Origin of the sequence: Phyllobacterium sp. CCNWLW109, from assembly GCF_037203905.1 — a bacterium.
Classification (GTDB): Bacteria; Pseudomonadota; Alphaproteobacteria; order Rhizobiales; family Rhizobiaceae; genus Phyllobacterium; species Phyllobacterium ifriqiyense.
The window spans coordinates 386,465-410,602 of record NZ_JBBCBK010000001.1 but is presented as its reverse complement, the minus strand read 5'-3'; the positions used below and the strand labels follow the sequence as shown (position 1 = coordinate 410,602).

The window sequence follows — 24,138 nt, the reverse complement described above, 5'->3', positions numbered from 1 at the left end:
AAAGTCGCTGCGCCAAAGCCGCGGAAATCAACGCCTGACACGTTTATCAAATTGCAAAGACGCCTCAATGAATGACAATCTTTTTGTCAATCAGGTGCTTGACAATGCAGGTAAGCGAGGCCTTGTCTGCTTGCTGTTTGCCAAACACCATGGACTCCAGATTTTCAATTGCAAACCGCGAATGTCTGCCGACCTGCCGCTGCAACTGCCAGACCAGCACGGCATCGCCAACGTTTGCCGCGCGTTTCATCCGAAGACCGGTCCTATAGGCTCGCCAGCGTAGGGCAATTTTCGCGATTTGTGCCCGGAATTGCTCTGAACACAACAGTAAAGTCACGATCAAAGCGGTAACAAAGGCAATCGCAATCAAAGCACGATCGATAGAAACTATCCCCCGCTCGCCAGATCGCTCGACGATCCCAAGCGACTGCTCCATGTCTGCAAGTGTTGGACCAGTATCTTTCAGTGCAACGGTGCGTCCGGGAATAATGATGCGCTGCATAGCATTTAGGTCTGTATTGTACCAAGGGATTTCGATAGCCGGCAGTGCTGCAGGGGCGCCGCTAACCGGGCGGATTGTCCATGAATAGGTTACTGATGAAATCGAACCTTCTCTACCCTCGACAATCCTGTAAGGGCCTGGTTTTTTTAGTTTCGGCATTTGTTTCAGCGGTTTGCCCAGGCCAATTTCAGTTTTTCGCGCCGGGGCCGCCGGAACAATAATCAATCCCGGCACCTTGATTTCCGGGCGAGGAGGCAGTTGGTCGTCGGTTACACCCACTCCGGTTATGGTGATAGACATTTTGACCGATTGGCCAATGTCGATGCCATCAGGATCGCGGCTCCACTCTTCCTTTGCAGTGATACTGCGGGCAGCAAGCCACCACGAATTGGCCCCCGTCAATTCCGGCGCAACCTGAATGGTTACCGGTTCGGTTTGAATGACCGTCATTACCCGAGCACCGCCCCTGTCGATGTAAGTCAGGTTCTGAACGAATGGTGGTATAACGAGATTGCCGCTGCGCTGAGCAAAGACGGCGATGACCTGCTCGAAGCCCCGCACTTGCGGGCCGTTTTCGACGGCATCGGACCACTCATCCGTACCAATGAGCATCCAGCGAAAACCAGGAAGCGCAGGTTGCTCCGTTTTGACGAGTGCGACAGGCCTCGTATAGGTGCCTCGCAGCCGCAGCAGGATCATCTCCTGCACGAAGGGCAGTCGGTTTGTTCGATCGACATCCACCCAGATGCGTCCGACTGGCTGGGGTTGTTCCTGAGCGTTCGCCATCGTTCCTGTCACTAAGAATATTACAGCCAACAGGATCATGCGTGCCATTGCAACCAAACTCACCATAGGGAATCCTTTGACTGAATGGCGATTCCTTTCTCCTGGCGCTGCTTGTGCTCGGCCGCAATTCGCAACCGCAGGAACCTGACCGGATCGTCAGGGATTTGTGCCAGCCATTGCAATGTGGCCTGTTCGGTTTCAAGCTTTGATTCCAAAGCTGCCTGCACGGGTATGGTATCGTCGACACTGGCTCGGGTGGTTTGGCCGCCATTTTTGCCGGCACTGCCGCCGCTATCCGTCGCCGCGCCCTTGGAGGACCCCATCCCGGCCTGCAGTTCACTGTTGCGCGCGTCGCCGCGGCGGTCGACTTTACTGCTACCTGCAATCTGCGCATTGCCTGCGGCTTCGCGCTGTCCGGCCATTCCATCGCCGGATGTGGACTTCGTTCCCGCATCATCGTCGGAAGCTTCGTTTTCGCCGCCTTGTTTTTCCTTGGCGGCCGTCGAACTCGCAACGCCGGCTGCAGTATCCCCCGCTTCCTTCTGGGTTTGCATCAAAGATTGAACGAGCTGGCGATTGGCGTATGCCGCATTGTCACCGGGGTTGCGCTTCAGAGCGATGTCATAAGCCCTTGCGGCCAAGGGTAGTTTGCCGTCGTGCGCGAAGGCGTTACCGAGATTATAGGCGGCTTCGGCACTACGAGTTGCTTGCAAAGCTGCGATGGCGGACTTGTAGTCGCCGGCCCGATAATAGGCGACACCACGCCAGGCGGGATCGGCAAGCATGTGTGTCGCGAGATCTGGATAGCCCGCCCAAAGCATCAGGCGGCCGGCCCGATCATTGGACATAAGCAAAAGGATCGGTACTATTAACAACAGGAGCGCGAGGAATGACTTTTTCATGCCCGCCTCCCGAACAGGCCGAGGAAAGGTATAGCAGCCAGGATCAGCATGTAACGCCCGAGATCCAGCCACGCCAGTGCGGTATAGCCGTTTTTCTCGAGCTTCTGCCCAAGCGGTAAATCCAGCGCCGAGAGCAGCGGCGATAGATTGGCCGTGTCCGTTAAAATTCCTCCGCCTTCGGCCGCCAGCCGTACAGCTCCGGCCTTATCTGGCACCGGCATATTGGGATCGCTCTGCGCCGAAGAGACAAAGAGAATGTTCACCCTGCGCCCTGCCTTGCGCAGCGCCCTCGCCGCCTCGACTGCGGCAGGATCTACGCCCCCACCGTCCGTAACCAGAACGAGATCACCGCCGATCATGTCGGCGTCGGAAAACACGGTCTGTGCCAGCGCCATCGCTCGCGCCGGGGCACTACCCTGCTCCGCAACGATATTGGAAAGATCGCCACCCAATAGTGGATGCAGCATTTGCCGGTCAGCGCTGAAGGGGCTGCCGAGGTAGGCGTCTCCCGCGAAAAGAATGAAACCGACCTGCTGGCTCGCGGCGCTGTTGTCTATCAACTGCGTGGCAGCGATCTGTCCCTCGGTCACTGCGCCACTATCGACCATGGATTTTGATGTATCGAGGGCGATGATTACGCCGTCGAGGTTGCGAAAGCTGCTACTGGCCTGGTTGCGGATCGCCGGACCGGCCAGCGCCACGGCGATAATAGCGGCCACTATCGACCAGATCAAAAACCGTGGACGACCTTTGCCGCGTCTTTTGAAGGCGCTGCGCTTTTCCAACGTTCGTAGAAGCGATGGATCGATCGCGCGCACCCAGTCCCCGCCGTTACCGCTCTGCCGCAAAACAACGCCTAAAACCAGCAGCAGGGGTGGAATAACCAGCCACCATGGACGGAGAAAAATCAATTCGGACAGGTTCATGTGGCCCTCCGCGCCGCGAAAAAACCTGCAAGGCACAGAAGCAAAGCAAGGACCGCTGGATAGGGCCAAAGGTTTTGCTCAACGAGGACCGATGGAGAGGCTACGCTGCTCGCCTCCAGCTTATCCAGGGATGCTACCAGTTTGCGAAGATCATCATTGGTCTTGATCAGAAAGCTTTCGCCGCCACTCGTCTTGGCAATATCGGCAAGCGTGACCGTATCTCTCTTGGGCGCAATAGTGGCCGAACTTACGTTCTCCTTCATATCCGTGCCGAGCATGATCGTATGCACCTTGATCCCAAGAGTCTTGGCAAGTCGGGCTGCCGACTCGGCACTGGTCGCTCCCGCGGTATTCGCCCCGTCGGAGAGCAGGATCACCACTCGGGAGCGGGCCGGAGATCGACGAAGAATTTTCAACGATAGTCCCAATCCATCGCCGATGGCAGTGGATCGCCCTACAATCCCGATCTCGACATTCCTTAATGCCGTTTCTACGGCGGAAAGATCAAATGTCGGGGCGGCCGCAAGAAATGGCTCATCTGCAAACATGACGAGTCCTACCCTGTCGCCGGAGCGACCGCGTAGAAATCCCGCTCCGATTTCCTTGACGACATCGATACGCCTGGTGGAGCTTCCGTCAAACGAAAAATCCTTGCGTTCCATGCTGCCAGAGAGATCGAGCGCCAGGATGATGTCGCGGCCCGAAACCGGCAATGCGACGACGGGCTGTATGATCTGCGGTCCTGCGAGGGCCAGCACGCCCAACAACCAGACCGTCCAGAGGATCGCTGTAAAGCTGCGTATAGCGCCCAAGTTGCCGTTCTGCACACCGTCGATGTTGTCAAAAACCACAGACGAAGGGACCGTCAGCGTTCTGGCGTAATGCCGCTGGGCTTTCAACAGCCGCGCCGCAATCAGCGGTAGGGGTACCGCAAGAAACGCCCAAGGTGATGCAAAGGAAAAGCCCTCGATCATGACCTTCTGCCTTGCAACAGTTCGCAGAGCGCGTATCCTAGTTCGGAGCTCTTGAACGGCGGCTGTCTCGAATAGAGGCCATCGAGTAAGACACGACCGCCGCCCTTGCGAAAAAATTCCGTCTTGAAGAGATTATCGAGTTCCTCCAGCCAGTCTTCTCCCTGTTTGCGTGCAGCGCCATCGCCAACAACAACATGCACGTAGCGCCGGATCAACGAGGCCTGGGCTGCCAAACGCTCATCATCAGGAAGGTTTTCCATATCATTGATTGCGACGATGAAACTCTGCTCCAGAGCTTCAGCTTTTTTCCTGTTTCGAAAAGCGAGTGCTAGCTGGATGACAATCGCCGTTATCACGCCGGCAAGCAGTGCGACAGCCATCTGCTCCCAAAGCGAAGATGCGGGGACCGCGGGCAGGCGAATTGCTAGCAAAGCATTGAGCGGATCAGTTGTATCGGCCATGAAGTCTGCCCAAAGAGTTGATCTGATCTTCCGGTTCGATTTCGCTGTGAAACTCTACGACGCGAGCACCCAAACTTTCGATCTGACGGAGCATTGCCTCACGCTTTTTTCGGACCGGACTTTGGTTCGAAACAATTCGCACGCCTCTAACCGCCTCGCGGGTCTCGAATGGAAATATCCCGACTGGCGCACTCCGTTCGAAAGCATCGCTGATGCAAGCAATCTTCAAGTCGCAGCGATGCAAAACCAGCTGCACGGCATCTTCGAACTGATCACCCCGGTCATCGAGATTACTTGCTAGCACGATAGTTCCACCTCTGGGCAATGCCTTGGCTGCAATTCGCAATGACGCGTCCAATGGGAGGACTGGCTTCGCTGATCGCAGATCGAGCGATTGAGCGTGCGCCTTCAGCAGGCCGGAAATCACTGCGAGCATGCCTCGGTCCGATGGAGCGGCCCTTATCAACAGCGGTTCGATCCCGCCGACGGCAAGTAAACCGACCCGACCACCGAGTTCTGTGGCACGCCAGCCTGATAGCGCCAAGATTTCGGCAGCAGCGACGGACATGAAGACGCGCCTCGTCCCGAACTGCATGGCAGGTCTGAAATCGGCAAGCAGCAACGTCGTGTGTTCTCTTTCTTCTCTAAAGGTCTTTACATGCGGCACACCGGTGCGTGCCGTGGAGTTGCGGTCGATGGTGCGAATGTCGTCGCCATAGGTCCACAACCTGATATCATCGATCTCGCTGCCACGGCCCCGCCGCTTGATTGCAACGGGACCCGGCATGGACTGGGTTCTGATGTTCCGTTTTTGCCTGGTGTTTGTCGCGGCGTGCTTCAACATGATCAGCGCCGTTGTATCAATGTAGGTGCCCTCATCGTTCATTTGTCATGTCGACCTATAAGGGCGCGATACGGTCGAGGATTGTCGCAATCACGCCGCGAGGCGTCTCGCCCTCCGCTATCGCTTTCCAGGTCAGGCCGAGACGATGTGCCAGAACATCTTCGGCCAGAACCTGAACATCTTCCGGCGTGCCATAATCGCGACCGCCGAGAAATGCGCGCGCCTTCACGGCTGCCGCCAGTGAAAGGGAACCGCGCGGAGACACCGAGTATTCGATCTTGGCTCTCGTATCGGAACCTCCTGTTTCATCCCGGGTCGCCATTACCAACCGGACAATGTAGTCCTTCAATGCTGGCGCCAAATAAACCGCGTTAACCTGCAGCCTTGCCTGCTGAATTTCGACAATGCTGATCTTGTCCCTGACACTAGGACGACTGCCGCCTCGCTCCTGTTCGACAAGATCGAGAATCTCGCGCTCGGACGTGGCATCCGGAAAATCGACGGTCACGTGAAAAAGAAAGCGGTCAAGCTGGGCTTCGGGCAGCGGAAAAGTGCCTTCATGTTCAATTGGATTCTGCGTGGCGACGACCATAAAGGGATCTGGCAAAGGATAAGTCTTCCCCGCTGCTGTTACCTGTTGTTCGGCCATGGCCTCCAAAAGCGCCGATTGTACCTTAGGCGGAGCACGATTGATCTCGTCCACCAGAATCAGTGAATGGAATACCGGACCCGCGACGAATTCGAATGTGCTTTGATCCGGCCTCCATATGGGCGTCCCGGTCAGATCCGCTGGCATCAGATCCGGCGTGCACTGTATTCTTGCAAAGGTTGTATCGACGTGATTTGAAAGCTGCTTGACGGCTCTGGTCTTGGCGAGCCCCGGTGCGCCTTCGATCAGTACATGACCGCCGACGAGCAGGGCCATGAGCAACCTGTCGACAAGAGCAAGCCTCCCTATCAAACCGGCTTCGAGGTTTTGGGTAAGCTGATTAAACCTTGGCCCGAGACCTGTCTCGTCGCCCATAGAAGAATGCTGGTTTACGCCGTCCATAAAACTTTCCCGGTCTTATGGTGCCCATAGCGGATAATAGCCAAATAATACAAATGTTCAAGAAGAGATGCTCGATAGCACGTATATTGATGAGGCTGCACTAAAAGGATTGCGCAACAGCGCTTGGCACAACGATATCGGACGCAATGCTTAAAGTGTTTGACGGTCTTGTTGCTGAATACGATTGGCGGGTTATTCGAGCAAGGCGCCCATTGATCGAGACGAAAGGAATGAACGCACGACATCCAGTCCGACCGCTACGGCGGGAAGCGTCTTCATTCGATTCTCCGCCGTCTTTCAGACTTATGCGGCCCGGATGACAATCTGTGGCGAATACATGTCGATAACGATCGCGCGGTTCTCCATCTGGGAGTTTTCTCCCATCCTCGTGACGCATTTACCGTCTGCACGATATAGTTTAGCGGCTATCCGCCGGTCACTCTGCCGTTCAGCTCAGGCCGTACCAAGTACCACGACCAGCGCCATGCAGGGTCAGGCTTCCCTGCTCGGTCAACGCCCGCAGATGATCCTTCACTGTATTCCGGCTTGCCCCCGTGGCATTGGCCGCCTCCAACACGGTCACACGACCACGCTCACGTGCAAGTTCGAGGATCGCAACGGAAAGCTCCGGCAAGTCGCCCAGCAGGATGCGTTCGCGCTCGATCTTGCGCTCCAGCCGTTGTTTCTGTTTCTGCAGACTTCTCAGGAAGAACTCAACCCAGGGGTTCCAATCCTGCTGATCGGTGCGGATCGTCCCCTGCGTACGGCGCAGGGCCAGGTAGTAGGCCTCCTTGTTCTGCTCGATGACGCTTTCGAGAGAGCTGTAGGGCACATAAGCATAGCCAGCCCGAAGGAGCAGCAATGTGGTCAGGGCCCTTGAAAGGCGGCCATTGCCATCCTGAAATGGATGGATTTCCAGAAAAACGACGACGAAAACCGCGATAACGAGAAGAGGATGAAAAATACCGTTTTTCTCCTGAGCCTGATGCCAGGCTACGAGATCGGCCATCCGGCCGGGTGTTTCGAAAGGAGAGGTAGTTTCAAATACGATGCCCAGGCTCCGTCCGTCTTCATCGAAAGCCTCCACATTGTTGGAGAGTGTCTTCCAGCTGCCGCGATGACGCTCATCCTTGGTCGAGTGAGCCAGAAGGTCTCGATGGAACTGGCGGATGTGATTTTCATTAAGCGGGATTGTGTCGTAGGCCGAGAAGATGGTCTCCATCACCTCCGCATAGCCTGCGACCTCCTGCTCATCGCGGCTTGTGAATGAACCAATGCGCAGGTTCGAAAGAAGTTTCTCGACTTCGCGGTCGGTCAGCCTTGCGCCTTCAATACGGGTTGACGAACCGATGCTCTCAATCGTGGCGACCCGCCGCAAACTGGAGAGACGGTCAGGAGCAATGCGACCCAAGGCACGCCACGCCCCCTTGAACTCGTCGATCTGGGCGATCAGCGAGAGGATTTCGGGGGTGATCCGCAATTTCGAGAGATCGTGCGCTGGCATCCAATAACCCATCCATTTCCATCCAAAAACAGATATGGCACGTCGGCATCCATTAATCCATCCATTCCCATCCAATAAAAGGACTTTGTGATTCTGATCAAAAAGAGAATAGGTCCCGCCGGTAACGACCTCAATTGCGTTGGAGTCGGCCGAGATCAGTTGGTGCCATCTCCGCTTTGACCTCAGAGAGCTCGCGTAGATCGGAGCCGGGAAGCTCGGGCATCCAGCTTGACCGAGGACGTTGTCAACCTTTTGCTGGTGTCACACAGGTGCTTAATTGGGTTTTCTTCTACGAGGCCGGCGTGAAGGCTGCTTAAAGTTGGCTACCATGCCGAAACTGCGCTTCCCCAAATTACGCTCGACACATGCCTGCCCGCTTTCGGTGGAGACGAACGCACGACGTACAGATTATGATGCTTACAATGAGGAAAGTTGTCAGGAAACCTTCCTTTGAAAACGCCGATAAAAGCCGATTTTCGGCCGTTTTTGATTGGCTCCTCAAAGTCTACAATATCTCTAAGCGGGCCAACAAGGCTTCCTTGACGAGCGAAGTTGCCTTGCGACATGAAAGGATTGCCATGATTGCACCATTCTATGTCATCACCGGCGCGATGGCCCCTGGCAAGTCCACCATAGCCAAGCCCTGGTTCAGCGATTCGATAAGTCGGCGCATGTTGGCGGTGACGCGTTCCTGCGCATGATCACCAAGGGCGGAGCGGTGATGGGGCAGCTCCACCCTCGGCAAGACATGTGCGGTCCGACGGTTCATCGGCGCCGGATTCACGGTATATCAGGACATCCTGATCGGTGCGGATTTTGTCCGCCCCAAGCAGGCGCTTGCCGATATCGACCCATGTATAGTTGTGCTCAACCCCGACATGGCGACGCTCGCCCGACGTAACGCCGAGCGGCACAAGACGGGCTATGGAGAACACTTCCCCCTAACGTGCTTGCTGAGGCTCTTCAGAACGATACGCCCCGTGAAGGGCTGTGGTTGGATACCTCCGCGATGAGTATCGAGGCCGTGATTGAGCAGATCCTCAGGAACGTTCGCGCGCAGCCACTCGGGCGTGGAAGAATTCCACATGTTAAGACTAGATGTCGTCCCGACGTTCCACGGCCCCTGAAACTAACTAGAATCGCCTTGGGGCCAGTTTTCGTACTTGTCATCATCAGATAGCGTTCAAGGGGGTCCGGCCATTCATCCAGGATGCCGTCACGGAAAAGTCCTCGCTTTTAAGGTATGATAAAGCTGCCTACCCTAATTTAAGTCCAGCGTGTACAGCTCCACCTCAGCTGTTGCCCTCGATGGTACATTTGAAGGCCTAGACTTAGATGTCGATGGGCGCCCATTTTTTCTGTAAGTGTTTTAAATTGGCCGCTACCGCTTCAACGTCTAACACAAAGGGTTGCAGGGCATATCCGATTGACCACCACCTTCACCAGGGCACCCTTAATTGCGTCTGCGGGTCAAAAAGGTTGACGCTGGTCGGATCGACGGTGAAGGAGACATCGTCTCCGCGTCTACCCGCAAAACGCGGTTCCAATCGGGCGATTACGCTTTGGCCTCCGATGAGACTGGTGAGCATGGTGTCGGGGCCGGTGGGCTCGACAACATCAATTTTGCCATGGAAAGCAGCCGCTATGTCGTGATAGACAACTTTGAATTCTTCTGGGCGGATGCCGAGGATCACCTCCTGCTCTTCCAGTTTTGCGTCGCTCCGCCTCAGATCCAGGCAAATATCCTTTGCCATAAATTGCCAGCCAGACTTGCCGCGTCCCAAGCGCCCGTTCAGAAATTCATTGCAGGCGAACCGATAAAACCGGCGACGAACATGTTGGCTGGGCGTTCATAGATGGTGCGTGGATCGGCCAACTGTTGGATATGCCCACCTTTCATGACAGCCACTTTCGTGGCAAGTGTCATGGCTTCGATCTGGTCGTGGGTGACGTAAACAATGCTCGTGCCCAAACGCTCATGGAGACGCTTGATCTCAGTCCTCATCTCCACTCTGAGTTTGGCGTCCAGATTGGAGAGCGGTTCATCGAACAAAAACAGATCCGGATCACGAACGATGGCGCGACCCATCGCGACACGCTGGCGCTGGCCACCTGAAAGGTTTGCAGGTTTGCGATCAAGCAGATGGGTAACCTGCAGCATATCCGCCGCACAGGCTACGGCTTCGCGCCGCTGATCGACGGATGTACCGCGCATTTCAAGACCGAAACCGATGTTTCGCTCCACCGACATTGTCGGGTAGAGCGCATAGGACTGAAACACCATTGCGATGTTACGATCCTTCGGCGGCAGGTTGGAAACCGAGCGTCCGCCAATGAGGATATCACCACTCGAGGTCTCATCGAGACCGGCGATGATGTTGAGCAAGGTGGACTTGCCACAACCCGAAGGCCCGAGGAGCACGAGAAAACCACCGTCTTCAAGCTCGATGTCGATACCGTGCAAAACTTGAACTGCACCATAAGACTTGCGGACGTCTTTGAGTGAAAGGGTAGCCATGTTATATTTTTCCTTTAGCCTTTGATGGCTCCGGCGGTGAGCCCCTGGACCATGGCCCGCTGGACGATCGCAAACAGAAGCATGACGGGTAGAATGCTGAGAATGCCGCCTGCGGCCAGAACACCCCAGGGAAGCTGGAACTCTCCAACCATCAACTGAAGCCCGACGGGCCATGTGCGTGAGCCCTGCCCTGTGGTCAGCATGAGAGCGAAGATGAACTCGTTCCACGCGGCAATGGCGATGAAGACGGAGCTTGCGACGAGACCGTTTCTTGCCAAAGGAAGGACAATGCGCACCATGGCGCCGAGACGCGTTGATCCGTCGATGCGCGCCGCACTTTCAAGTTCCTTCGGCGCGGCATCGAAAAAGCCTTTCAGCATCCAGACAAAAAGCGGCAGCAGGAAACTGGTATAGGCGAGAGCCAGACCAAACCTGCTATCGACCAGGCCCACGGTTCTCATCATGACGTAAAGCGGGATAATCATCATCACGGCGGGGAACATGCGTATCAGGAGATATCCCAGCATGATGGTGTTGCGGCCACGAAACACCAGGCGCGAAAAGGCGTAAGCGGCAGGCGTGCCCGTGACGACGCAGATCGCGACCGTAACGGTGGTGACGATGAGGCTGTTGGTAATCAGCACCGGAAAGTTCGACTGGGTCCAAATCGCGACATAGTTTTCGAACGTGATGTGCGTCGGGATATACTGCATCTGGGAGGTGACGATATCGGCCTCTGGCTTCAGCGATGTCAAAAACATCCAGACCATGGGGCCAAGACAAAACGCTGCCAAGGTGCAAAGAACGAAGTAAGTCAGGATATCGGCTGCCATTCGCCTGCTGCGATTGCTTTTAAACATGGCTCATTCTTTCGTTATGCGCGACAGGCGGATGTAGATCGTTGCGAAGACCATCAGGATGAAGAACATCACGACCGAAAGAGCGCCTGCGTAACCGAAATTGAAGTCGCGATAGGCGGTCTGGAACGCGTAGAGCGACTAGACCTGTGTGGAATTGCCGGGGCCGCCGCCGGTGAGTACCAGCAAAAGATCAGGCGAATTGACGAGACTGATGACCCGCAGGATGACCGCAGCGGTGATGACCGTCTTCAGCATCGGCAAAGTGATCAATCTGAACTTGGTAAAGGAGCCCGCGCCATCGACGGCGGCAGCCTTATAAAGGTCCTCTGGTATGCCTTTGAGACCGGCCAGAAACAGAAGCGCGAAAAACGGGAAGCCGTGCCATGCCTCGACAAGAATGGTTGCAGCAAGAGCCGTGTTGGGATCGGCGAACCAGGCCTTGTAGGAACTGAGCAGGCCAAGCTGAACGAGAATGTCGTTGATGACGCCGAGGCGCGGGTCGAGAAGAAGCGCCCACATATGGCCAGCGACGACATTGGGCAGGAAGTACGGAAGCAGGATAAGCACGCCGAAAAGTTTCGTACCCGGCAAATTCCGATTGAGTGCCACGGCAGCGATGAAACCGAGCGTCATTTCTATCGTCACTGCCGCGGCAACCCAGATCGCCGTATTCTTCAGCGAAATCCAGAAAACGCGATCAGACATCATTGCAACGTAATGCTTGATCCCAACCCAGCCATTGAGGCCCGGCCGCGTTAGGCGCATTTCGCGTACGCTGATAACGAAACCATAGATGGTCGGGTAGGCAACAACCAGAAACAGCAGCAGAAGACTGGGCAGGAGAAGAAGATACACCCAATAACGCGTTTCCGAGATTTCTCCCAAACTGCTGAAAGGATGGCGTCGTGAGTTTGAAGTCATTGAAACGCGGCGCAGACGCCGTCCCTGCTTGGGGCGCGATACGATGAGGCGTACCGCGCCTGATCGTGCTTAGCGAAGGGCAGCTTCAAGTCCCTCGATCATGCGATCAACGGCTTGCTCGGGCGTCAGCTGACTCGTGAGAACGGACTGGAAGGTCGGATTGACGACATTTTCCGACCAACCCGCCGCGCCGACGAAGCTGTTCGGCAGGCGTCCGAATTCGAGCGTCTGCGTTGCCGCGGCGTAAATTGGATTTCCTGTGATCCGCGGATCTTTCAGCGCGGCGGTGGATGCCGGGAAATAGCCGGTTGCCTCGAGAAGCGCGATGGCCGCATCAGTCTCACCCCAAAAGCTGATCCACTTCCACGCAGCCTCGATATTGTCTTCCTTGAAGATCCCGTTACCAGCATAGGCGACGCGAGCGATATGTGCTTTAGGGCCGGCGGGCATGGGAGCCGTTGCGAATTGTTCGCCCGGCTTAAGGGCAGCCGATATTTCGATCAGCGAGCCGGTGTGGTGCCAGATCATCGCCGTCTGGCCGGTTCTGAAACCTTCCATGATCTGGCAATAGCTATCGTTAGGCGTACTCGGTGGAGCAACTTTCTCCTTGCGGAAGAGATCCGCGTAGAAGGTGATCGCCTCGACTGCCGCCGGTTTGTCGATGGCCGCCTGCCCGTCCTTGACGAGGGGCGAGCCGAAAGCCTCCATGACGTCGATCACGTATTTGAATCCGCCCGCGCCACCACGCATGCCGAACGCGTAACGGTTCTTGGATGGATCGGTCAGCTTGCGGCAGACTGACAGGAATTCCTCAAATGTTTTGGGAGGCGCGGAAATTCCAGCTTCGTCGAAATAATCCTTCCTGTAATACATCCAGTCAACGAAGGCATAGGCGGGTACCGCATAGATCGCGCCCTCGTTCGACATTCCAGTCCAGCGGTTGTCCGGAAGGTTGGCCTTGCCTTGCCATGCGTTGACACGCTCGCTGATGTCGACAAGTGCGCCCATTGCGGTCAAGTCTGCAAAGCGCTCGGCAATCACCATACCTGTGTCGGGGCGGCCGCCCGCGACAACAGCGGAAGAGACCTTCGCCATATATTCCGAATTCGGAATACTTTCCTGCGTCACCGAAATATCCGGATTTGCTGCTGCAAACAGCTGGATGATTTTTGCCAGACCCGCCATCTCCGACTGGCTGGCGAAATGGTGCCAGTAATTGATCGCCGTCGCTGCGTTGGCGCTGCGCAGACCCGCCGCCAGGGCCAATACTGCACTTGCTGCCAGAAATTCGCGTTTGCTCAGATGCATTGCAACCTCCCAAGTGATCAGACTCCCCATCTGATCGATCAGTGAAAGGTAGCACCATTTTTTTATCTCTGCAACAATGCCGGTAAAGTCTCTTCGAACAGTGACGCTGATTTAGACCAGTCCGAGGTTGCGCTGCATCGCTGCCTGAAAATGCGCCTGCAATGCTTTTTCAGCGGCATCCGCATTTCTCGTGGCGCATGCTTCAAGAATATCGAGATGCTCCTTTAACGTCCGCATGATGATTGGGGCGGTCACCTTCCGCTCCAATCGAAGCAACCGCAGGTAATTGTGCATGCGTCGGTAGGCGCTATCTATCAAAGGGTTACGCAGAGCCTGGATGATGTGGCCGTGCAAATCGAGCTCCAGCGCATCCATTTCAAGAAGCTGTTCCGGCCCAATGCCATCGCGTTCAATGCGCCGTAAAAGGCGGGAATGCCTGACTTCCAGAGCATTGGTGATGTTCTCATCTGCCTCTTCTGCAAACACCCGCACCGCCGCGCGCTCGACAATGGAGCGAAACTGATAGGTAGAGCGTGTAAGTTCCAGGCCGGGCCGGATAAACTGAATTCCGGACCGTGGATGAATGGTCAGGATGCCCTCGGCTTCCAGTACCCGCAACGCATCCCGCAATGGGGCGACGGGCACGTCAACGATTGCTGAGAGCTCGTTTTGTGAAATAAACGCCCCGACGGGGACCTTTCGCTCGAACAAGCTTTCGAGAATACGCTCGTAAGCGATGTCGCTGAGACGCGGTGCCCCTGCGTTATGGGGGCCTGGGTTTACATTTTGCCGGTCCGACAATTTTTTCATGATGACAGAAATTTCCCCTTCTGATAGATCAGTAAACCTATTTAAGCGATCAGAGAGCCCGCTATGACAATTTCACAGTTCCGTATAACCCGATTTCAGTTCGCCCGCGACCGCGTAATTGGCGACAGTCAAGTTCGCGCCGATGACGCCAACGTTGCGGCCCTCGAACTTATCTCTGAAACCGGTGAAGTCGGACTGGGATTCATCCAGACGCTCTTCCATCCTCTGCCCGATCAGGCCGAGATAGAAGCGGTCTTCGAAAATGAAGTCTGGCCAATGATCAAGGGCAACAAGGCGATAGGCCTCGTGCACCGTGTCAACCGGCCACGTGGCGGAAACCAACGGGCATTTTCGCTGCCGTTTCATGAAGCACTGCAGGTTGCCCTTTGGGACCTCGCCGCAAAGCAGGCTGGCATGGCGCTGCACCAACTGCTGGGAAGCAGACGGGATCGTGTCCGCGCCTATGCCAGCGGCCTCGATTTCCACCTGAGTGATGAGGCATTCTGTGCATTGTTTTCCTATGCCTCAAGCATCGGATACACGGCGTTCAAAATCAAAGTCGGCCACCCCAACTTCAAGCGTGATCTAAAGCGGCTCGACCTGCTTCGGCAATCGGTGCCAGAGGGGTCACTGATCATGATCGACCCCAATGAGGCGTGGAGCTCGAAGGAGGCGTTGGTCAAACTCATGGCGATCCGCGACGCCGGTCATGATCTCCTCTGGGTCGAAGATCCAATTCTGCGCCACGATTTCGAGGGACTGCGCACGCTGCGTCACGCCGCCAACTGGACCCAGATCAATAGCGGCGAATATCTCGACCTGTCCGGCAAGCGCATGCTTCTGGAAAACCACGGCACGGATATTCTCAATGTCCACGGACAGGTAACCGATGTCATGCGCATCGGCTGGCTGGCCGCAGAAATGGGCATTCCAGTGAGCCTCGGCAACACTTTCCTTGAAGTTGGTGTACATATGGCGACTGCCCTGCCAGAGGTCGAATGGTTGGAATACTCCTTCCAGAATTTCGACCATTTGGTGGAAACCCCGATCGAAATTCGTGACGGATATGCCTATGCTCCGGACAGGCCAGGCCATGGGCTTGTGCTCTCTGAAGAAGCAAGGCATGAATGGACCAGACCTACACGGCTGGATCGATCACAACTTGGTCCAGCTCCGAAGAACGATCGTCTTCCAATCAAAGACCTGCTTTAATCACTAAAAATGCAGGAACGACGATGTTCATCATCCACACCAGACATATCCTGTCCATATTTTGTTGTGTGTCTCGGATGGTTCAAATTGAACGCGGTGCCTTCAAGCAAGCGGATTATTCTTCCCTATATTAAAGCCACATTCAAATTTTCTGGGCGAGTGCACATTGAACGTGATCCAGATAAAATACAGGAAGGGCTAGCTGCCAGGATAGCGCGCTGAGCAGGATCATCGACCCGAGTATTTGCAGCAGGAGCGCGGTGTCGACTGGAATGCCACAATGATCTGTTGTTGGATGGCCGATGCGACCTGCGACAGGCCCGAAGCAACCTGTCGGGCAAAGAGATCACAGAAGGCGACGTCCCAGGAAAAGAAGCCGACCAAGAAATGTCAGAAGCGGCCATGCCTCTCGCAGAAAGGCTGAAGCGCCATGTTTGGCCACGCCGTCGACGATAACTGAAAGCCTGCAGGCGATACTAAGATTTATAACCTCGATCGCCATGGAGCAAAGCGCCAGTGCAACGAGAACGCCGCGAAACATCGAAATGAAGTGCAGAAGGAGGGTTATGGGCCCATTGAAGGGCAAGGCCGGTAGGGGATACCCAGAGGCGGGATCGAATGGAGGGTAGATCGCATCTGAGATCGACATCGTTGCTCGAGCTCTGAGGACTCAACGGCTGGAATAGGAGCACCTTCAGGCCGCAACCCCAATAAGAACAACTCAACACGCGGCAAATTCTATCACGGGTGACTACTATACGGAATCCTATGGGTGGAGTTCGGACCCTCTGCGGGCCATGTGACATATGAGCTGGCATATAAAATCGTTTAATTACAACCGATCCGCTTCGGTATGAGCGTCGCGGAGGTCGGAGCCATTCTCGCACTCCTGAGAGGGTGAGGAAAGGTCTGAGAGCGGGAAGCCTGACTGAGTTCGAGAAAGCTGGCTGCAGCGCTATTATGCCGACGGAAAGCGGCCGCGGGGCGGCGTCGCCAGCGTGATGAGGTTGCCGTCGGGGTCGCGCACCTGCGCGAGCGTCGAATAGTCGCCCTCATTGTCCTTCCCGAGCACGATTCCCAGGCCCTGCAGCCGGCGACGCTCGGCCGTGAGATCATCCACGTAAATGAAGATCACACCCCGCCCAGCGATCTCTGCGCTACTTGAGAGCATGAGCCCGCCCTGGTCGAACAACTCCCAGTGCAACAGCGTATCCATCGGCCGGTAATCTGGTCCACGGCCAAGCAGCTTCGTATACCAGCCTTCGGCTGCCACAAGGTTGGTAGTGAGCAATGCGGAGTAGATCTTCTGCAGGTTCATTTATTCTTCTCCAGCCAGACTTGGCAGGAATGCAGCTCGACTAGAAAGGTTCCCGTGAGCATGATTCACGGCAAGTTTGTCGATTTAGCGTTTCGCAGCGGACTGTTAGGAATCCCTTGACCACGACATTAGTTCGGGCACATAAGTTTCCTCAATGACCGAGGATTGTGTGCGCACGACATCGTCCATACACCTCCACAGCTCGCGGTGCATGGACTTAATGTCTCCTAAAATTGCTTGTGCTCCTCTTTTGTTCCCTCTTTCTAAAGAGTCAAGCCAGCCAAAGGAAGGCTCTTTATAATCCACTAAAGAGTTGCCGGTCAAATGATGAGGCCAATCAGGTAGGTTTCGCTAAGTAACTCCGCAGACTCATTTCTTTACAATTCCCCGGTTTCATGCGAACCGACACGGGGCACCGACCTTGAGTTGGTTGTCGACCACCGACATGCTGTCGCGTCCCATTTTGCCTGTGCAGGATTGATGCCAAAGGTCGCGGCCGAACGCCGGATAAAGTCGATCAATGCCCTACGCTACGTCGCCGCAGTTCGTTGAACAAAATCCAGAAAAGCCCGCACCTTGGCAGGCGGCATGTGGCGTGACGGCAGCGGGGGGATCGTCCATGACCAACCGCCCCGCTGCCTTGATCTCGATGGCAAGTCTGTTCTACCAAATTCGAGACGATGGTATTGTTATAAGCTCGGAACCACTTGATGAGAATGTGGAAGGCTGGATCGAGGTTTCACCCAACACAGCGATCGCGACAGATGGGCAAACAATGGAGCAACGAGATTTCAGGCCTTGAGTTCTTTAGGGTAACATCCGCATACCACTCAGGAACCGTTTCCTTCAGCGCCGCTTACCGCGATAATGGCTGCGTAAATCGGCACCTGGAACGTCATGAGGGCAGCGGTGGCCCAGAATAGCCGCGACAGCTTCGTCGGCCCGGCATGCAGCACGAACCATCACGCCGAATGCCATAAGGCCGCGCAACAAGCATCTTAAGAACTGCTCCCAGCAACCGGGCATGAAGACCTGCTCCCATGTCATTCCCGCGATCATCCGCTCGTGATTGCACCTGTTGTCGTGAAGAACAGAAGAAGCGCCAGTGTGTCGGCAATAAATGATCCTCGGCTGCCTGATTTTTCCTCCGGAGGGACAACCATAACCTTGATTTATCCTGTCTCGCACACCTCCCGACGGTGCACAGACCAGAAGCCAGACCGGCGCAAATTATTTTGCGGCTTCCTCGATCAGATCCGCCACGACCTCCGGTTTTGAAACCATGACCACGTGCGACGCTCCTTCAACGACAATCGTACGCTTCGAGCCCGCTCGATCGGCCATGAACCCGAGTGCCTTTGCGGGTATGTTCTTATCGGCGTCACCATAGACAAAATAGGACGGGAGTGTTTTCCAGGCCGGTTCACCGGATTTCTCCGTAAGTGCGGCTTCAGTGATCGGCCTTTGGCCCGCTGCCATCAGTGCAGCAGCCTCGGATGGAACGTCGTGAGCAAACTGGTCATGGAATTTTGCCTGGTCAATATAGAGATCAACTCCACCCCCAGACAGCTTGACCGGTGGCGCCAGCGCTTCCCCGAGCGTACCACCTGGAAACTTGCCCGCCAGGTCAGCTGCCGCTTCTCCAGCGTCCGGTGCGAAAGCCGCCACGTAGACGAGCGACTTGACGTTTTCAAGTCCTTTCGCGGCATTTGAAATTACCTGACCACCATAGGAATGTCCGACGAGAACCACCGGTCCGTCGATGTCGTCGACCACATCCGAAACAAGCTGGGCGTCGACCGAGACGCTGCGCAGCGGATTGGCAACTGCAACTGCTTTGTATCCGCCTTGCTGAAGCCGAGTGATCACTCCGTTCCAGCTTGACGAATCGGCGAACGCCCCATGCACGAGAACAATCGTTGGCTTTGCTTGTTGCGCAACCGCAGTTCCAGATAGAAAGGCGCTTGCGACGACGGCTATGACGGCGAGATTAGGCATGAAAATCTCCAAGTACGTTCGTTGTACATATGCGATGAAAACGAATGCTGAAGCACGACTTGAGAGCAGCCCACCAGTCTTCGGTTCTGTACGTTGACAGAAAATCAGCAAAGCAGCTAGGGTTTTGGCGTTCCTCTATTCGCGACAGACTTTTGCAGTCCACGCGACTATTCAGGCAGTCTCCGCAACGCTACCAATAACGTTCACGAAACGAGCGATCAACGAAGCGAAAACAGTACTTTGACTCGCATGACGCTCGCGATTTCGCTGTCGGCGATTATAGACTCGTGCAACGCGAGATCAGAACGGTGCCGTCTGCTGTGCCGGTTGGTCACACCGTCAAATCGAAAGGCGAATGCATGGCTGAAGCGAGCTTGGGGCAGATGATCGGACCTGCGATCGTCCTGATGGGAGCGGCTGTTGTCGCGGTACCGTTGTTTGAGCGGCTCGGCCTCGGGTCGGTGCTGGGCTATTTTGCAGCCGGTGTGCTTGTCGGGCCCTCAGTACTCGGCCTGTTTACGGACGCCCTGTCCATACTGCATTTTTCCGAACTCGGAGTGGTAATGTTCCTGTTCGTGATCGGACTGGAGTTGCGCCCGTTAAAGCTGTGGGCTATGCGTGGCCAAATATTCGGTCTGGGGCTCGTGCAGGTCGCCCTAGCGATCGCTTCACTTGCACTGACTGGTATGTTCGTCTTCGCTCTGTCCGGCCCGGTAGCCTTCGTCGCCGGGTCAGGTTTTGTCCTCTCCTCGACAGCCGTCATCATGTCGGTGCTTCAGAATCGCGGTGAGATTTCGAGTGTCGAGGGCCAAAAATCGGTTTCGATCCTCCTCTTCGAGGATCTGATGATCGTCCCGCTTCTGGCAGTTGTCGCTTTCTTGTCGCCCCTAACCCAGGGCCAGTCGGGCTGGATGGAAATCCTGTGGGCGCTCGGCGCTTTGCTCATACTTCTGGGTGCGTCTAGATGGGGGCTGAACCCATTCTTCGCCTTGCTGGCACGGACGCGAACGCGCGAGGTGATGTCGGCCGGCGCGCTGCTCGTGGTTCTGGGGGCCGCAATGCTGATGGATGTGGTTGGCCTGTCCATGGCGATGGGCGCTTTCGTCGCCGGGGTGATGCTGTCGAGTTCCAGCTACCGCCACCAGATCGAGAGTGATATCGAGCCGTTCCGGGGCCTTCTTATGGGCCTGTTCTTCCTGGCCGTCGGGATGTCGCTAGATCTTGTCGTCGTTGTCGCCGAATGGCGGCTTCTGCTGTCCATGCTGGTCGCATTCACGATCGCAAAAGGCGCCGTCGTTTATGCGGTTGCGCGCCTGTTCCACAGTTCCAATCGCCAGGCATTGCACCGGACATCGATGTTCCTTCAAGGCGGCGAATTCGCCTTCGTGCTCTATGCTGCCGCTACAACAGGCGGCATAATTGATGTGCGTGAAAACGCGCTGTTTACCACCGTGGTGATATTTTCCATGGCTCTGACGCCGTTGATCATGGTTGCGACAGACCGTCTGCAGCGAAAGCAAGCGTCCATGGACGGTGTCGATGTCGCCCAAGATCTGAACGGGCGAGTGCTAATGATCGGTTTCGGCCGGTTCGGTCAGGTCGCTTCTCAACTTCTGCTGTCCAAAGGGGTCAGCCTGTCGGTAATCGATACGAGTCCGGCAAGTATCCAGGATGCGGCGCGGTTTGGCTTTAAAGTGTTCTTCGGGGACGGCACCCGGCTCGACACCCTGCGCCACTCCGGTGCGCAGTACGCCGACGCGGTGATGATATGTATTGATGATCCGAAAGACACCATGCAGATTGTGGAATTGGTGCAGCACGAGTTTCCACAGGCGAAGGTTCTCGTGCGAAGCTATGATCGCGTTCATGCCGTTGAACTGATCAGGGCCGGCGTGGACTTGCAGATCCGCGAGACAGTAGAGTCAGCCTATCTTATGGGAGCGGAAGGGCTGAAGGCACTAGGGTTCATTGAAAGTGATATTTCGGAAACGGCGACAGATATCCGTAGAAGAGACCAAGCTCGCCTAACAGAACAAGTGCAGGGAGACCATATGTCGGGACGCGATCGCCTTCATATTGAACCAGTTCCGCAACCCTGCAACGCGTCGGCCTCGCAGTAGACATCGAGTGCTCGTACCGGTCGCGCGGCATGTCGACAGAGCTCAGAACCAAGGAACGGCCCTTGCAGACATATAGAGTCGCCATTGCGGGCTTGGGGAACGTAGGACGCGCGACAGCAAACCTGCTTCTGTCCCGTCGGGAGCGTTATCGCCAGGTCTATGGGGCGGATGTCCGTCTGGTTGCAGCCTGTGGGTCGCGTTCCGGTCTTAGAGATGAAAACGGTCTCGAGGCAAATAGCCTGGGTAGTCTTGAGGAAGGCTTGTCTGGTCCTGACTTTATTGCAGCGAGCAGCGCCGATATCCTGATCGAGGCGGGGCCGAGCGATTTTCGCACGGGCGGGCCGGGGCTCGCATATATCAGCTTGTCCCTGTCGGCCGGACGCGACACAATCGTGATATCGAAAGGCGCGCTGGTTCATAGCGGACGGCAACTGCGCGAGCTTGCCCAAAATTCGGGCGCGATGCTGAAGCTCAGCGGCGCCGCGGCGGCGGCCCTGCCGACGATCGACCTCGTGGATCACAGCCTCAAGGGCTGCAAGGTGCTTAGGGTCGAAGGCATTCTAAATGCCACGACCAACTACCTGCTCGACGCTATGATGGCGCGTGGGATCGGCTTCGATGTTGCTTTGCGCGAGGCTCAGCTCGGCGGCTTTGCCGAAGCCGATCCGCGAAACGACACGCAAGGGTGGGACACAGCCTGCAAGCTGCTGATCCTCGCCAATTTCGGCCTCGGCGCCAATCTGACGATGGACGACCTGACCGTCGAGGGCATGCAGTCGGTCACCGGGGACCGTATCGAGGCGTGGCGCAGCGAGGGGCTCGTTCCGAAACTCGTGGGAAGTCTTACGCGTGTGGACGGCACATTCCATGCGGGTGTAGGCATCCGAATATATCCGCTCGCGGACCCGTTCGCGAACATCCGCGGTAAGGACAAGGCTATCCGCATCGTCACCGACGCGATGGGAGAAACGATCGCGATAGGATCCGGCAAAGAGCCTCTGGCTACAGCCGCCGCTGCGCTGAAGGATCTTGAGCACATTCTGACGGCGCGGGCCGCCGAACACGTATCGAAGTAAAGGCCTCACCATGATAAAATTCAGCTTGCGGGCCATTGTCATGTAGGGTTCGAGGATCTTGGCAGCTTCGAAGCTCCTTTGCGGAGAAAGAAATGCGGTGAAACCGCCGCGGTCATGCGCGCCCCTGCGTGCCAGTCGTGTGGCTAGGCGGCGTCGTAGAGCTAGGGCGATGATCTTTCTGACCATCCAGAGAATGGCATGCTTGAGCAGCTGTATGAGTGCCCGGCAGGCATGAAGGTCCTCCGGGCAAGGCGTTCCCCATTTTGCGACACAGCTTCGCAAGAATAGGCACTACCGCAGGACCTGCCGAGATGACAGTCTCTCGGGTAGATGGCCGTGGATCCGCGGGGAGAGGACCTTGAACAACAGAAAAGTGCTCGCTGGCCCGGGTTGGTCGGAAATCATTGTCGCGCTTGCCTGCCTCTCTGTTTTGGCTATTGCCTGTGGGCTTCTCTCTGGCATCGGTGGGCTGGGACGCTTTATCGCGGCGTTATCCTTTTGTCTGCGCTCGTGGAGGGCTTTCGGCGTGCGCCGTACGACGAAGTGTTGGTTATCGATAGCAGTTGGTCTGGTGTTCATTACATTCTTAATGAAAAGCCTCGCAATCCTCGCTTGCATCATGCTGACCGGAAACAACCGGACGCCACAGGATGTTTACGCAACGGGAACAAGTGCAAATGCGGTTGCAGCAACTGTCTTTCTCAGTGTCCTGACACCTCTGGGTAAAGAATTTCTGTTCTGCGGAGTGATCACCGCTGCGCTGCTCCGCTTTGGACCCTTGCGGGCGTGAGCGGCGGTGCAATCTTTTATGGTCTCAACATAGTGTTTCCTGCAGCACTCGCTACCGATGGTCCTTGCAAATGGGATCCGGTGAGAACCCAACGCCACGGGATCGGCGGAGATGCCGTGGCGACCCGCATCACATGAGCCGGCAACATCATTTCCGACTGCCGCCACACAACTTTCAAAGGACCCATGATGGAAATCGGTATCGACAGTTTCGCAGCCATTCTCCCCGAACCGGCAACAGGTAAGGTTCCGTCGGCCACCGTTCGTATGGCGGAACTGATCGAGGAAGTCGAGGTGGCGGACCGAGTGGGATTGGACGTCTTTGGCATCGGAGAACATCACCGCGGCGAGTTTCTTGATTCAGCGCCCACAATCATACTGGCTGCGGCAGCGGCACGGACAAGCCAGATCCGGTTGACGAGCGCGGTAACAATCTTGAGTGCCGCCGATCCTGTGCGGGTTTTTCAGGAGTTTGCAACTCTCGACCTGATATCCAGGGGCCGTGCGGAAATCGTTGTCGGTCGCGGGTCCTTCGTGGAGGCTTACCCGCTTTTCGGCCTGGACACGCGTGACTACGATGAGCTTTTTGCGGAAAAGCTTGGCCTGTTACTTGCGCTGCGAGCCTCGACGAATGTCATCTGGGAAGGGCGATTTCGCCCGCCGCTCAGCGGACAAGGCGTCTACCCGCGTCCCCATCAACCGCAACTTCCGATTTGGATCGGTGTCGGCGGCACGCCACAGTCCTTTGTCCGCGCCGGTGCGCTCGGGCTTCCACTGATGATCGCTATCATAGGCGGAAGCTTCGAGCGCTTTCGTCCGCTTGTCGATCTCTACCGGGAAGCTGGCAAGCGCGCAGGGCACAGCCCCGAGGCTCTCAAGATCGGGGTTCATGCGATGGGGTTTGTCGGCGAAAGCGGTGCGGCAGCCAAGGACTCCTTTTTCCCTGGCTGGGCGCATTTGACATCGAATATCGGTCGCGAGCGCGGCTGGTCGCCGCCCACGCGTCAGCAGTTCGAGACCATGGCGGGGCCTGAAGGCGCATTCCTGGTTGGTGATCCGGCGACGGTTGCAGCCAAGATGCTGCAGGCGAGCGAAACACTGGGCGGCGTATCACGCATCACCTTCCAGATGAGCACAGCCGCTCTCGAGACTGCAGCGATGAAACGATCAATAGAACTGCTGGGCACTGAAGTGGCGCCGGTGGTCAGAGCAGCACAAGAACTTGATATCAGGGCTTGATCGCAAAAGGGGGACTGCG

The 24,138-nt window shown here is 56.2% G+C and carries 21 protein-coding genes and 3 pseudogenes; 6 read left to right on the top strand and 18 right to left on the bottom strand.

The features are described from left to right. Positions 1-64: 64 nt before the first annotated feature. The 14 genes and pseudogenes from V9K92_RS01990 to V9K92_RS01925 all read right to left on the bottom strand — a co-directional run bounded on the left by V9K92_RS01990 (position 65) and on the right by V9K92_RS01925 (position 14,367). Positions 65-1,354: a hypothetical protein gene (locus V9K92_RS01990; RefSeq protein WP_337353085.1), complete on the bottom strand. Its 1,290-nt coding sequence runs from the start codon at positions 1,352-1,354 to the stop codon at positions 65-67. Beyond that, positions 1,348-2,190, bottom strand: coding sequence for a hypothetical protein (locus tag V9K92_RS01985; protein ID WP_337353084.1), 843 nt, complete (start codon positions 2,188-2,190; stop codon positions 1,348-1,350). The genes V9K92_RS01990 and V9K92_RS01985 overlap by 7 nt, the downstream gene beginning before the upstream one ends. Further along, positions 2,187-3,116, bottom strand: a complete 930-nt coding sequence (locus tag V9K92_RS01980) for a VWA domain-containing protein (RefSeq protein ID WP_337353083.1) — start codon at positions 3,114-3,116, stop codon at positions 2,187-2,189. Before V9K92_RS01980 ends, V9K92_RS01985 begins: the two co-directional genes overlap by 4 nt. After that, positions 3,113-4,090 carry a VWA domain-containing protein gene (locus V9K92_RS01975; RefSeq protein WP_337353082.1) on the bottom strand — a complete coding sequence of 326 codons (978 nt, stop codon included), beginning with the start codon at positions 4,088-4,090 and terminating at the stop codon, positions 3,113-3,115. Before V9K92_RS01975 ends, V9K92_RS01980 begins: the two co-directional genes overlap by 4 nt. After that, entirely contained in the window at positions 4,087-4,551 is a 465-nt protein-coding gene (locus V9K92_RS01970; RefSeq protein ID WP_337353081.1) for a DUF4381 family protein, read from the bottom strand. The genes V9K92_RS01975 and V9K92_RS01970 overlap by 4 nt, the downstream gene beginning before the upstream one ends. Further along, entirely contained in the window at positions 4,535-5,437 is a 903-nt protein-coding gene (locus tag V9K92_RS01965; RefSeq protein ID WP_337353080.1) for a DUF58 domain-containing protein, read from the bottom strand. Before V9K92_RS01965 ends, V9K92_RS01970 begins: the two co-directional genes overlap by 17 nt. 13 nt (positions 5,438-5,450) lie before the next feature. Next, positions 5,451-6,419, bottom strand: a complete 969-nt coding sequence (locus V9K92_RS01960) for an AAA family ATPase (RefSeq protein WP_337353485.1) — start codon at positions 6,417-6,419, stop codon at positions 5,451-5,453. Between the two features lie 475 nt (positions 6,420-6,894). Beyond that, the gene (locus V9K92_RS01955) at positions 6,895-7,962 is read right to left on the bottom strand and encodes a Fic family protein (RefSeq protein WP_337353079.1); all 1,068 of its coding nucleotides are present in this window, start codon (positions 7,960-7,962) and stop codon (positions 6,895-6,897) included. Between the two features lie 689 nt (positions 7,963-8,651). Then, the gene (locus tag V9K92_RS01950) at positions 8,652-8,885 is read right to left on the bottom strand and encodes a hypothetical protein (RefSeq protein ID WP_337353078.1); all 234 of its coding nucleotides are present in this window, start codon (positions 8,883-8,885) and stop codon (positions 8,652-8,654) included. Positions 8,886-9,389: 504 nt separating this feature from the next. Next, a pseudogene (locus V9K92_RS01945) lies at positions 9,390-10,468 on the bottom strand (ABC transporter ATP-binding protein). Between the two features lie 14 nt (positions 10,469-10,482). Next, positions 10,483-11,328, bottom strand: a complete 846-nt coding sequence (locus V9K92_RS01940) for a carbohydrate ABC transporter permease (protein WP_337353077.1) — start codon at positions 11,326-11,328, stop codon at positions 10,483-10,485. 138 nt (positions 11,329-11,466) lie between these two features. Continuing rightward, entirely contained in the window at positions 11,467-12,183 is a 717-nt protein-coding gene (locus tag V9K92_RS01935; RefSeq protein WP_337353076.1) for a carbohydrate ABC transporter permease, read from the bottom strand. Positions 12,184-12,318: 135 nt separating this feature from the next. Then, positions 12,319-13,557, bottom strand: a complete 1,239-nt coding sequence (locus V9K92_RS01930; protein ID WP_337353075.1) for an ABC transporter substrate-binding protein — start codon at positions 13,555-13,557, stop codon at positions 12,319-12,321. Positions 13,558-13,668: 111 nt separating this feature from the next. Further along, positions 13,669-14,367, bottom strand: a complete 699-nt coding sequence (locus tag V9K92_RS01925; RefSeq protein ID WP_337353074.1) for a GntR family transcriptional regulator — start codon at positions 14,365-14,367, stop codon at positions 13,669-13,671. Between the two features lie 63 nt (positions 14,368-14,430). Here V9K92_RS01925 and V9K92_RS01920 point away from each other — a divergent pair, with 63 nt between their 5' ends. Next, complete coding sequence (locus V9K92_RS01920) at positions 14,431-15,579, top strand: mandelate racemase/muconate lactonizing enzyme family protein (RefSeq protein ID WP_337353073.1); 1,149 nt, start codon at positions 14,431-14,433, stop codon at positions 15,577-15,579. A 162-nt stretch (positions 15,580-15,741) separates the two neighbouring features. Here V9K92_RS01920 and V9K92_RS01915 read toward each other — a convergent pair. The 3 genes and pseudogenes from V9K92_RS01915 to V9K92_RS22785 all read right to left on the bottom strand — a co-directional run. Continuing rightward, positions 15,742-16,228 (bottom strand): annotated as a pseudogene (locus tag V9K92_RS01915) (ABC transporter ATP-binding protein); the annotation flags it as partial. Between the two features lie 309 nt (positions 16,229-16,537). Further along, positions 16,538-16,897: a VOC family protein gene (locus V9K92_RS01910; protein WP_337353072.1), complete on the bottom strand. Its 360-nt coding sequence runs from the start codon at positions 16,895-16,897 to the stop codon at positions 16,538-16,540. A gap of 417 nt (positions 16,898-17,314) precedes the next feature. Further along, positions 17,315-17,427, bottom strand: a pseudogene (locus V9K92_RS22785) (GMC oxidoreductase); the annotation flags it as partial. Between V9K92_RS22785 and V9K92_RS01905 the strand changes: the two are divergent. Beyond that, complete coding sequence (locus V9K92_RS01905; protein ID WP_337353071.1) at positions 17,418-17,699, top strand: hypothetical protein; 282 nt, start codon at positions 17,418-17,420, stop codon at positions 17,697-17,699. The pseudogene V9K92_RS22785 and the gene V9K92_RS01905 overlap by 10 nt on opposite strands. 428 nt (positions 17,700-18,127) lie before the next feature. Here the strand turns inward: V9K92_RS01905 and V9K92_RS01900 are convergent, their stop codons facing one another. Continuing rightward, complete coding sequence (locus V9K92_RS01900) at positions 18,128-18,895, bottom strand: alpha/beta fold hydrolase (protein WP_337353070.1); 768 nt, start codon at positions 18,893-18,895, stop codon at positions 18,128-18,130. Between the two features lie 359 nt (positions 18,896-19,254). On the opposite strand from V9K92_RS01900, the gene V9K92_RS01895 reads away from it, so the two are divergent. The 4 genes from V9K92_RS01895 to V9K92_RS01880 all read left to right on the top strand — a co-directional run bounded on the left by V9K92_RS01895 (position 19,255) and on the right by V9K92_RS01880 (position 24,119). Continuing rightward, the gene (locus V9K92_RS01895; RefSeq protein WP_337353069.1) at positions 19,255-21,015 is read left to right on the top strand and encodes a monovalent cation:proton antiporter-2 (CPA2) family protein; all 1,761 of its coding nucleotides are present in this window, start codon (positions 19,255-19,257) and stop codon (positions 21,013-21,015) included. Between the two features lie 29 nt (positions 21,016-21,044). Beyond that, positions 21,045-22,091 carry a homoserine dehydrogenase gene (locus tag V9K92_RS01890; protein WP_337353068.1) on the top strand — a complete coding sequence of 349 codons (1,047 nt, stop codon included), beginning with the start codon at positions 21,045-21,047 and terminating at the stop codon, positions 22,089-22,091. Positions 22,092-22,449: 358 nt separating this feature from the next. Then, positions 22,450-22,881 carry a hypothetical protein gene (locus tag V9K92_RS01885; protein WP_337353067.1) on the top strand — a complete coding sequence of 144 codons (432 nt, stop codon included), beginning with the start codon at positions 22,450-22,452 and terminating at the stop codon, positions 22,879-22,881. A 188-nt stretch (positions 22,882-23,069) separates the two neighbouring features. Next, positions 23,070-24,119, top strand: coding sequence for an LLM class flavin-dependent oxidoreductase (locus tag V9K92_RS01880; protein ID WP_337353484.1), 1,050 nt, complete (start codon positions 23,070-23,072; stop codon positions 24,117-24,119). Positions 24,120-24,138: the final 19 nt, after the last annotated feature.